The 11,509-nt window shown below is 35.8% G+C and carries 7 protein-coding genes; 3 read left to right on the forward strand and 4 right to left on the reverse strand.

Translation table 11 applies throughout. From position 1 onward, the window contains the following. Positions 1-29: 29 nt before the first annotated feature. From ACKU4N_RS07215 to ACKU4N_RS07230, 4 genes are read right to left on the reverse strand one after another with little or no spacing between them, the layout of a single operon-like run. Positions 30-1,772, reverse strand: a complete 1,743-nt coding sequence (locus tag ACKU4N_RS07215; protein ID WP_321321998.1) for a SusF/SusE family carbohydrate-binding protein — start codon at positions 1,770-1,772, stop codon at positions 30-32. A gap of 2 nt (positions 1,773-1,774) precedes the next feature. Beyond that, a complete protein-coding gene (locus ACKU4N_RS07220; protein WP_321322000.1) occupies positions 1,775-2,860 on the reverse strand; it encodes a SusF/SusE family carbohydrate-binding protein in 1,086 nt (361 codons plus the stop codon). 19 nt (positions 2,861-2,879) lie between these two features. Further along, positions 2,880-4,445 (reverse strand): RagB/SusD family nutrient uptake outer membrane protein, encoded by a 1,566-nt coding sequence (locus ACKU4N_RS07225; protein ID WP_321322002.1) that lies wholly within the window; start codon positions 4,443-4,445, stop codon positions 2,880-2,882. 18 nt (positions 4,446-4,463) lie between these two features. Further along, entirely contained in the window at positions 4,464-7,436 is a 2,973-nt protein-coding gene (locus ACKU4N_RS07230; RefSeq protein ID WP_321322004.1) for a SusC/RagA family TonB-linked outer membrane protein, read from the reverse strand. Positions 7,437-7,845: 409 nt separating this feature from the next. Here ACKU4N_RS07230 and ACKU4N_RS07235 point away from each other — a divergent pair, with 409 nt between their 5' ends. The 3 genes from ACKU4N_RS07235 to pgmB all read left to right on the forward strand — a co-directional run bounded on the left by ACKU4N_RS07235 (position 7,846) and on the right by pgmB (position 11,505). Next, entirely contained in the window at positions 7,846-8,880 is a 1,035-nt protein-coding gene (locus tag ACKU4N_RS07235; protein ID WP_321322748.1) for a LacI family DNA-binding transcriptional regulator, read from the forward strand. 564 nt (positions 8,881-9,444) lie between these two features. Beyond that, entirely contained in the window at positions 9,445-10,842 is a 1,398-nt protein-coding gene (locus ACKU4N_RS07240) for an MFS transporter (protein ID WP_321322006.1), read from the forward strand. A gap of 15 nt (positions 10,843-10,857) precedes the next feature. Beyond that, a complete protein-coding gene (gene pgmB / locus ACKU4N_RS07245; protein WP_321322008.1) occupies positions 10,858-11,505 on the forward strand; it encodes a beta-phosphoglucomutase in 648 nt (215 codons plus the stop codon). The last annotated feature ends 4 nt before the right edge of the window (positions 11,506-11,509 follow it).

Consider the following 11,509-nt stretch of genomic DNA (forward strand, 5'->3'; position numbering starts at 1 on the left):
ACCGAAGTATGCTCTTTTTTTAAGAAATATTATTCGAAAATTCCAGATCCTGTACTGAAATTTAGTTTTACTTTTTGACCTGTTGTGATAGGGGCTGCAGGTAAATCATTTCCCGTACCTCTGTACTCAATTATACCAGATAATACACTAAACTCTGCCTGCCACCAATCAACAGGATTGCCGTCAGCGTTAGTTAAAGTAGTAGCTGTTACATACATTCTTGCATTATCATCTGCTACGGCAGCCGGAGAAACAAGAATCTTAGTATCTCCTGCATCAGGAGTAAACAGGAATTGTCCGCCATCCCAATTTCCAAATGCAGTACCCTGAGCATAGATAACAGGATCGGTTATTTGAATCGTATTAGTTAAAAGATTTACAACAATCATTTTATAACCAACAGCTCCGCTAGGTATGTTATCTCCACCTTTACTCCATACGCCATCAGCATCTGCTGTATCGCCGGTTTTTCCGAATTGAGCACCATCCCAGGCTTTAGCTGCATTAAATTTTAACTCAGTACCAGCATCAAACCAAGCAATTTTCCAGAAAAGATGTGGGTTACTGTGAACCGGAATCATTTCCATTACTGCGGCATTATTCCAATCCCAATCTGGAACAAAGCTGCCATTGATGTATAATTTGGTAGGAAAAACTGGTACTGCTTCAATTGTATATATTCCTTTATTAAGATCTAAAGTAATAGTATATGCCTTATCAGCACCGTCAAAAGCAATGTTGTTATTCTTACCCTTTGGAGCTAGAATACCAGAATTACCATCACTATCAGCATCGGCCCAGTCCAGACCATCCCAATTTTGCTGATTAATAAATTTAAAATTGGCTCCATCTTTCAGGGTAACTTCAAGAGTATATACTCCTTCTGATTTTCTTGTCATTTCAGGAGATGCTCCCGGATTCCATTCCGGATCAGTAGTATTGTATGCACCTACCAAGTATATATTTGGATAATCATAAGTATATACTGATCCATTTTCGTATGGAGCAATTGTTAAATTACTGTTTGTAAAATCAGCTGTAACGGCATACCATCCTGTTTCTCCTGTAAATTTGAAATTTCCGGCATCATCTCCTGCAGCCTCAATGTTTTCAGATCGAGTGGCAAATTTGGCGAAGTTATAATCATAACCGTCGCTTGCTTGCTTCTCCGAAAACTTAAATAAACCATCTTTTGTAAGTTTCAGATACTTCGTAAAGATGTTATCTGCACCATATGCTTTTAAGGCATCTGTAACTTTAGACGAAGCTGTAGCTGAACCAAAGATATATAAATCAGTAGGAATAGGTACATCCAAATAAGGAGTCACCTTCATTGTAAACGAAGCAGTGTACAAATTATCAAGATCCTCGTTAGCAAAGGCTCTAATTCTGACTTCGAGCTCTACTTTTTTTGCAGGTGCATATCTGTTAGATATTAGAGTATTTAAACCGCCAACAGTAATTGGTGTTGTAGTTGCAGATACCCGATCAAACTCTAAGGCATTTTTAAATTCATTACCTACAGTATCAACTTGAACATAATATCTCACTCCAATAGGATCAGCATATGTAGCTGCTGACCAACTTAATTCGATTATGGTTTCTTTTTCATTCTTTTTCTCAAGGACCAAATCGATATCTTCGGTTATTTCTGCTAGTACCGGGGCAGTTCCTTGAACTGGCTCAGTTACATTTGGCGTTTCAAAATCGTCTTCGCAAGCAATAAAGAAAACAGCCAATAGTGATATAAATAAATATTTAAGATTCTTCATTTTTATTCAATTTTACCAGTTTGATTAATAAAGTCGAGCACAATTGTTTGCTGACCTGCGTTAATATTAACTCTTTCCTGATCACCACCGTCTGCTCTGTATGCAATTTTTCCATTAAAGAATATGAATTCTGCATGCCACCATTCGCCAATGTATGGATGTGTTACATGAAGTCTTAATTCTGCAGCTGAAAAATTGTCTTTAGTTAAATACATCGTCTTGTTTTCAGTATCCAACTTAAACTTATTTTCAGGTACAACAGAACTGGTAGGCCATCCACCAACGGCATCTCCACAAACATAAACACTTGCAGGCTCAATCAACAGCTTATTATTTGCCATATCTACACCAACGGTATAGTATCCTGCTGTTCCTGGTACAGGTATATCTTCACCTCTGTTGTCAACTGTTCCTAAAGTATACTCTCCATTAACAGCATCTCCAATTTTTCCAATAACACCTTTGTAGTTTTCATCAGAGCACAACTTGAAAGTACCGGTAGCTTCCATCCACACGATAGTCCAAGAGTCATCAGGTTCACTGTTGACTTTGATAAATTTAAGCTTGTTGTTCTGTGCAACGCGTCCTACACCATCACCAAACAGATAGAAAGTATTTGGAGCAAATAGAATATCCAAATAAGGAGTTGTTGTAAAGTTTATAACTGTAGAGTATTGTGTTTCAACACCATTAAGAGAGTTGGTCATTACCCTTGCATAAACTGTGGCTTCCACATCTACAGGTAATTCGAGTGATTCTGTAAGGAGTTCATTAATAGCTCCTACCGTAAATGTGAAAGCATTTTCAGATGCAGCAATATTAAAACTAACAGCTTTAGAAAAATCAGCTGTAGTTGAAAATTGAAGGGTATCCGTTACAACAATATCTACGCCGTATGATGCAGGAGTATAGGATACCTGAATAGTCTCTGATTTTGTAGCCTTAGAAATGGCCAAAGTCTCACCAAAACCTACAATATTTGTTACAGGTACATACTCTGAATCATTTAATTTCAAAATATCATCATCCTCGCACGAAGAAAAGCCTACTGCGAGAAGTAATATTAGTAAGTATTTTATATTTTTCATAGTGTATCTTTTTAATCTATTAATAACCTGAGATATTCGACAGATTAGGATTCGCATTTATATCCGATGATGGAATAGGGAATACATTGTATTTTGCATCTGTAGCTTTTCCGTCTGCAACAGCTCCTTTCCAGGGCCAGTTGTACGTTCCATTTGTTAATTTACCAAATCTAACAAGGTCGGTTCTTCTCTGACACTCCCAGTATAACTCACGTCCTCTTTCGTCAAGAATAAAATCTAAAGTTAAATCAGATTCTGTTATATTTCCTGAAGTACTTCCATATGCTCTTTCTCTAAGTTCGTTGATATAATCAACAGCAGTTTCCATATTTCCACCTGTACCACCTCGGACTACAGCTTCAGCATACGTCAAATAGAAATCTGCCAATCTGTAAAGTGGAAAATCAGTATCAGGAAACGATAGGTTTGAACCAACAGCTCCGGTTGAAGTAATATTTTTGAACTTACGGAGAGCATATCCATCTCTAAAGTTGAAGATGTCTTCTATTTCAAGATTTTGCCCATCCGTATAAAACATTCCTCTTTTATCTGTTCCTGTAACGTCAGGGAAAAGGTTTACAAAAGATTTTGTAGTTCTATTTCCACCCCATCCACCATCAATACCAGATTCGCTTGCAGGCATATCACCTCCAACAGTAGAGTGAAGTAAGAATGTCATACCACCCCATGTTTGAGTGCTGTTACCATCAGATGTTATTGGGAAAATAATCTCATTAGTTCTTAAATGATTATCAGCTAAGAATAGGTTAGCATAATCTGATTCAAGAGAATATCCCCCTCCAATAATTTTGTTGCAATAGGTAATTGCCTCAGTATATTTAGGTACTCCAATATAAACTTCTGCGTTTAAGTACAATTTAGCAAGAATTGCCCATGCTAAACCTTTATCAGCTCTACCATATTCATTTGTTCCGGGATCAGCTAATTCCGTCTCAATTCCTGTAAGTTCAGACTCGATATAATCAAATATTTGTTGTTGTGTAGCCATCTCAGGGAAGAAGAAAGAACCAATCTCATCTTCTTCTGTAACAAATGGACCACGTCCAAACATATCTAGCAAATGGTAATAACTCAAGGCTCTTAATGCTTTAGCTTCATCGCTGAAAGCTTTGTATTCCGATTGACCATTAGTCAATTTTATCAGATTATTACAGTAGGTTATTTGAAGAGTAATCCGATAATACATAGCTGTAACAAACTCATTTGAAGTCGTCCAATCCTGATCGTGCAGATCCCTTAAGTTACCATCATTCCAGGCACAAATTGCTTCGTCAGTTGGTAGCTCCTGATGATTCCACAATAGTCTTAAATAAGATGAAAAACCACCATTGATACTACTGATATCCTGATCTGAATCAACACCTGTTTGACCTCCTAAGATTAAGCCTGCATAACATTTTGCTAAAAGCTCTTTATATGATTCAGCATCAGTCAAAACAGTCTCTGCAGTTTTTATATCCTCATCAAGAGGTTCTGTATTCAAATCATCTGTACACGATACAAATGCAAATAATAATGCAAATGCAATCATGATATAATTTGTTTTATAATATCTCTTATTCATAATTAAAACATTTATCAATTAAAAATTCACATTTAATCCAAACAAGAAGGTTCTTGGTCTTGGATATACATCATTGTCAATTCCTCCGTTTACTTCAGGATCTAATCCACTGTAATCGGTTATTACAATAGCATTTTGAACTGTGGCAAATGCTCTGGCGTTAAAATCAAAACCTAAAAGAGGTTTTAAAATTTTAGTAAAGTTATAGCCTAGAGTTATATTATCTATTCTAAAGAATGATGCATCCTCAAGGAAATAATCAGAATATTGTTGTGCTGTCTCAAACTTTGATTTGTTAATTTCTGTAGGCATGTTTGTTAAGTACTCATTTACAGTCATCTCTTGGTAACGACCTCCTACTATAACATTGTTATACATTTGTCCACCAATCCCAATTCTACCGTTAAATCCAAAATCAAAATCTTTGTATTTGATGTTCGAAGAAAAACCTATATTATAATCCTGTGCAGGATCTTTCGCATAGTATTTATCGGCTGTTGTGATTTCTCCATCTTTATTTCTATCTACATAAAGACCTTCAATCGGTTTTCCGTTAGCATTATATACTTGCTCGTATACATAGAAAGTGTTTAATGAGTGCCCAACTGCATTGATTTGGATATTATTACCAACACCTACACCACTAATGCCACCTGTTTCAACTCCTCTGTAGTCAGGATCGTCATAATTTGTCAAACGGGTGATCTCATTCTTGTTATAAGCAAGGTTGAAACCAACTTCCCAAAACAAATCTTCTTTATCCAATACAATTGCATTGATAGAGAATTCAAATCCATTATTTTCCAAATCACCAACATTTGTTAATAATCTGTCAGTAAAGTTTGTTCCTGCTGGTACTGGAATTGTATTTAACAGATCTTCAGTTTTTCGTTTATATACATCGAATGAACCATTAATTCTGCTGTTGAATAGTCCAAAATCGAAACCTGCATTATACGTTGTGGTTTTCTCCCACTGTAAGCCTTCGTCGTATCCATCTGGTCTGATTAAAGTATAAAACTGATTACCGAATTGATATCTTGTTCTTGAATCACTTAATCGATAAGTTCCCATGTATGGGTAGTCGCCACTATTTAATTCCTGCTGACCTGTTATACCGTAACCTAAACGGACTTTAGCATTACTTACCACATCGATATTTTTAAGAAATGATTCTTCGCTCATTCTCCAAGCAAAAGCTGCTGAAGGAAAAGTACCCCATCTGTTGTCTTTGTGGAATCTTGAGGAACCATCTTTACGCAATGTAGCTGTTACGATATATTTATCCTTAAATGTATAGTTGGCTCTACCGAAGAATGAAACCAAGTAGTTCTCTGTTTCATTTTTAGAGTCTTCTATTGTTGTATTAGTTCTGTCAATCTCGAAAGCTGAAGACTTTGACCAGAAATGCTGCCACTCATAACCTCCCATTACATTGATTTTACTACTCAATGATGGAAGATCTTTATTATAAGTAAGATAAAAATCTACTAGTTCATTCTTTTTCTCTTGAGTATAATCTCTTTTTACTCCTGTAGAAGAAGCTCTTACCCATGAGGCATCCAAATCAGTATTTACATCACCATCACTATCAGAATAGTCATAGCCTAATTTCATACTTGCTTTTAAATCTGGAAGGAAATGTAATTTGTAATCAGCTTGAAAATCTGCGATTACTCTTGATACATTAGATTTATCATCTTTTTGTTGCAATTGAGCAACAGGATTTCGAGTTCCATTTACGTTTCGTGAACCATCACTCATTAACCAGGTTGTATACCCTCCGTAAATACCTGTTTTATTAAAAACAGATTGAGTGGGGTCCATGCGCAAAGCACTTCCTATGGCACCTTTATCAGCAAATTGATTTTCAATTACCATATATTTAACACCAACATTTATCTTTAAATGGTCATCTAAAAAGCTAGGGTTAACATTTAAAGTTCCTGTGGTTCTTTGCATTTCAGAAGTTTGCAAAATACCTTTCTGGTCAGTGTAACCAGCCGAAACTCTAAATGGGATGTCTTTGTATGAACCTGAAATTCCAATATTGTGCTCATGTCCTGTTGCATCTCTATATATTTCATCTTGCCAGTCTGTAGAAGCTTTACCCAATAATGCTGGGTTCACTGAAGAATTATTTACAGCCCTTTCAGTCACTAACGTTCTATACTCATCAGCACTTAAAACATCTATAGTCTCTTTGATTTTACCGATTGAAAATTTAGAGTCATAGGTAACTTTTATTTTTTGTCCTGCTTTTCCTTTTTTAGTTGTAATCAAAATTACACCATTGGAAGCACGTGATCCGTAAATAGCAGTTGCTGATGCATCTTTTAATACAGTAAAGGTTTCAATATCATTAGGATTTAATGAACTTAAAACATTACTCATTCCATCAATAGCCCTGTTATCTAACGGCATTCCATCAATTACAATTAATGGATCGTTACTTGCGGACATTGAAGAACCTCCACGAATTCTAATTGTTGATGCTGAACCAGGAGCACCTCCATCATTTACGATCTGTACACCAGCAATTTTACCCACAATTAAATCTTGTGGAGAACTGGTTGTTCCTTGGTTAAAATCATCTGATTTAACTGTAAAGACCGATCCTGTTGCATCTTCTTTTCTTACTTGACCATATCCAACAATTACAATTTCGGAAAGGTTTTCGGTTTCAATACTTAAAATTACATTAATTTGAGATTGTGAACCAACGACAATCTCTTGAGAACGATATCCTACAAAAGAATAAATAATAGTTGCATTGGCATCTACACTTAGCGTGTATTTTCCGTCAATGTCGGTAGTTGTGCCTATAGTTGTGCCTTTTACAACTATTGAAACACCAGGAATTCCCATGCCATCGTTTGCATCGGTAACTAAACCAGTAACTACTTTTTCCTGTGCATTTATAATGGTAAATGAAAATACCATAACCAGCATAAGAAGTAGTTTTCTAAGTCTACTAATGTTAAGTTCCATAAATTAGAAATTTAAGATAAATTAGAAATTAGTTAATTTGTTAAGGTGTTTTAGATAAAAATATGAACTCGTGTTTCCGACTTGGGTTCTTCCTTTTTTTAGCTTTCTAAAATTACCCTAACGTTAAGTTAGCCTTAATTCATTCTGTAATCAAAGATAAATGTTGATGGATTTTTCTTGTAAATGATTGATGGTTAAGTGTAAATAAATCATCGCAAACGTCACCGCAAACGTTTGATATTTACATATGGATATAAATTGATAATATCTGAACAATTTCCAATCAAACTTATGGGTTTGTTTAATTTTTTCTATATTTACAAAGCTTGTTTCAAGTATGGTTGGAATGCGTAGATTATTCTTAATCATCTTGTTACTTTTTTTTCTATAAGGGTGTTAGCATCTATTAATATACAAATTTTATATGAGAAGCGGGCAAGTAACAATTAAAGATATAGCCAAAGAATTAGGAATTTCTGCCTCCACTGTTTCAAGAGCACTTAAAGATCATCCTGATATTAGTAATAAAACTAAGGAGGCTGTTAATGAACTTGCTAAAGAATGGCATTACAAACCAAATGCTGTAGCTCTAAGTTTACGAAACAGCAAAACAAATATTATAGGTGTTATTATTCCTGAAATTGTTCATCATTTTTTTTCTTCAGTAATTAGTGGAATAGAAGATATTGCCTCAAAAGCTGGATACAACGTGATGATTTTTCAATCAAATGAGTCCTATATAAGAGAGATGGCTAATGTGCAGGCATTGCTTTCGAGTCGTGTTGATGGAGTTTTGGTTTCCATGTCAAAGGAAACAAAAGATCACAGTCATTTTCAAGAATTAAGGAATAATGGCATTCCAATCGTATTTTTTGATCGTGTTTGTAATGATTTGTCATCAGATAATGTAATTGTAGATGATTTTGCAGGTGCTTTTGCTGCAGTAGAACATTTAATTAAAATAGGATGTAGAAGAATTGCGCATTTATCGGCACCTCAGCATATGTTATTGGCTCAGAATAGGCAGAAAGGGTACCGTCAGGCCATGTTAAAACACAAAATTCCAATCGATGAAAATTTAATTGTTAAGTGTGACAGCTTTGATGAGGCAATTCTAAAAACGCCTGATTTGCTTGCTTTACCTGAGCCTCCTGATGCTATATTTGCAGTGAATGAATTAACTGCCGCCGGTTCACTTTTGATGGTGAAAAAGTTAGGTTTAAGAGTTCCTGAGGATATTTCCATTGTTGGGTTTACCGACGGAGTGGTTTCCCGTATCACGGATCCTTCACTAACAACTCTTGAACAACATGGTTTTGAGATCGGTTTGAAAGCTGCAGAGCTGATTGTGGAAAGAATTTCTGCAGGAGATATGGATTACGAGCCTGTCACAAAAGTTGTTAAAACCAATTTGATTGTAAGAGGATCAACAAGACAGATATAATAATTATATACTGATGTGTAAAAAAGTTGCTTTGTGCAGCTTTTTTTGTCTGTTAGAAGGGGGTATTTTTATGAAATAAGATGTGAATTTATCATGAATTGAATAAAAACAGTTTTTTTTTGAATTCATTGCAATCGTTTGTTATGGGTTGTTAAGCCTGTTTTTACTGACTGTTTGAAATTTTCAGCTTGAAGTTGTTTTGACATATTGTATTTTTTTCTCTACTTTTGACGGTGGAGGGAAACCTCTTTTCCGACTTAATTTACATTACTTCCTTATTAATATGATCTCATTTCCTGATAAAATGATGGAAATTATACAGATCTACTATTTGTTTAACACGTACAATGTGTTGAATAATTAAGTTAGTCCTTATACAACACAGATTAATGTGATTTGTACCAGGATCTATTTTTCCAAAATTTTATTTGAACCAGAATTGTTTGTTGAATTGCTCATTATTGAGTAGTCTGATCCTTATGTTTATGGATCAAATTAAAAAACAGTTTATGATTTTAATTAAATCGTCAACCCATTCATAGGAAGAACATAATTAACTAACAAATGAAAAAACAGCCTCGATTAAGTTTTTGGCAAATCTGGAACGTCAGTTTCGGATTCTTAGGAATACAGATGGGATTTGCTTTACAAGGAGCAAACGTAAGCCGTGTGTTATCAAGTTTAGGAGCAGATTTGCATCATTTATCTCTATTTTGGTTGGCAGCACCCGTTATGGGATTAATTGTTCAGCCAATTGTTGGAGGTGCAAGTGATCGAACCTGGAACCGCTTTGGTCGAAGAGGTCCTTACATTTTGGGAGGTGCTATAGTTGCAGCTTTGGCAATGTTTTTTATGCCTAATGCAGGTATAGCGGTTAAAATTATGCCGCCTCTTGTATTTGGTGCAGTGATGTTCGCTTTAATGGATGGGTCGTTCAATATTACGATGCAACCATTTAGAGCGCTTGTTGCTGATATGACTCCGGAAGAACAAAGAAATGCAGGATATTCAATTCAGAGCTTTTTGATTAACACGGGGGCTGTACTCGGATCTATTTTGCCATTTGTTTTAACCAATGTGATGGGAGTTAGTAATGTTGATCCAGATGGAGGAGTACCTTCATCAGTTATCTGGTCATTTTATATTGGTGGCGGTATGTTACTGTTATCAGTAATTTGGACTGTTTTCCGAACAAAGGAATATCCACCGCAAGAATATGCAGACTATAAAGGCTTGGAAATTCTATCAAAGGAAAAAAAGAAGAAAGGTACTTTGTCGGGATTCTTTAAATTATTGAAAGAAACTCCAAAAACCATGATGCAATTAGCTGTAGTTCAGTTTTTTTCGTGGTTTTCTCTTTATTTGATGTGGGTATATACAACCTACGCTTTGGCGCAGCATTCCTGGGGATGTCCAATCACTGATGTAAAATCAGAATCGTTTCAGGATGCAGGAGATTGGGTTGGAATTTTGTTTGCAGGCTATAGTTTGTTTGCGGCAATATTTTCAATTTTAATGTCCAGGTTGGCGAATCGGTTTGGCAGGAAAACAGTGTATTCTTTAGCCTTGTTTTTGGGGGGAGTAGGTTTCTTATCAACTTACCTATTTAGCGGAGGCGATTTAATTCATTTAAATCTTTTAATAACTGAAGTTGATGTGCCATCGAGTGCTGCTTTGTGGATGATTCCAATGGTGGGGGTAGGAATAGCATGGGCCGCAATTTTAGCGATGCCATACTCTATTTTATCGGACTCTTTACCTGCTGACAAAATGGGGGTGTATATGGGGATTTTCAATTTCACAATTGCAGGACCTCAGATTATTAGTGGAATAATTGCTGGTGAGATTTTAAGATACTTTTTCAACGGTGAGGCAATTTACATTATGGTGATCGCCGGGATATCAATGTTGTTAGGGGCAGTTGCTGTCACTTTCGTTAAGCAAAATAAAGCTGTTAATTAATAATATTTGTTTGAAATGGGAACAATTAGTGCATGTATATTTGATTTAGATGGAGTAGTGGTTGATACGGCGAAGTATCATTATATCGCATGGAAAAGTATAGCAAATGAGTTAGGTTTTGACTTTACTGAAGAAGATAATGAGAGGTTAAAAGGAGTGAGCCGAATGACCTCTTTGGATATACTTCTTTCGATTGGCGGGGTTGAGCTCGATCAGGAAACTAAACTTAAATTGGCCGATAAGAAAAACAAAAACTATTTGGAGTACATTCTTAGAATGACTCCTGATGAAATTCTTCCTGGAGTGAAAGAATTTATGAATGAACTAAAATCCAATGGAGTGAAGATTGCTTTGGGATCTGCAAGTAAAAATGCGATGACTATTCTCAATCAATTAGAACTTACCAATTATTTTGATGTAGTAGTTGATGGAACTCATGTGAGTAATGCAAAACCTGATCCGGAAGTATTTCTAAAAGGTGCAGAGCTTCTCAACGTAGTACCATCGGAGTGTGTCGTTTTTGAGGATGCAGAGGCAGGAGTAGAAGCGGCAATTAATGGCCAAATGAAGTGTGTAGGAATCGGTTCTCCCGAAGTGTTAGGGAAAGCAAATATGGTTGTTCCGGGTTTTGTGGGATTTTCCATTAGTCAATTGAACTTTTAAGCGA

Source organism: Labilibaculum sp., assembly GCF_963664555.1.
GTDB lineage: Bacteria > Bacteroidota > Bacteroidia > Bacteroidales > Marinifilaceae > Labilibaculum.

Bases quoted from the DNA above. Each gene is read 5' to 3' on its own strand.
- ACKU4N_RS07215 (WP_321321998.1), bottom strand. From the start codon at position 1,772: ATGAAGAATCTTAAATATTTATTTATATCACTATTGGCTGTTTTCTTT.
- ACKU4N_RS07220 (WP_321322000.1), bottom strand. From the start codon at position 2,860: ATGAAAAATATAAAATACTTACTAATATTACTTCTCGCAGTAGGCTTT.
- ACKU4N_RS07225 (WP_321322002.1), bottom strand. From the start codon at position 4,445: ATGAATAAGAGATATTATAAAACAAATTATATCATGATTGCATTTGCA.
- ACKU4N_RS07230 (WP_321322004.1), bottom strand. From the start codon at position 7,436: ATGGAACTTAACATTAGTAGACTTAGAAAACTACTTCTTATGCTGGTT.
- ACKU4N_RS07240 (WP_321322006.1), top strand. From the start codon at position 9,445: ATGAAAAAACAGCCTCGATTAAGTTTTTGGCAAATCTGGAACGTCAGT.
- pgmB (WP_321322008.1), top strand. From the start codon at position 10,858: ATGGGAACAATTAGTGCATGTATATTTGATTTAGATGGAGTAGTGGTT.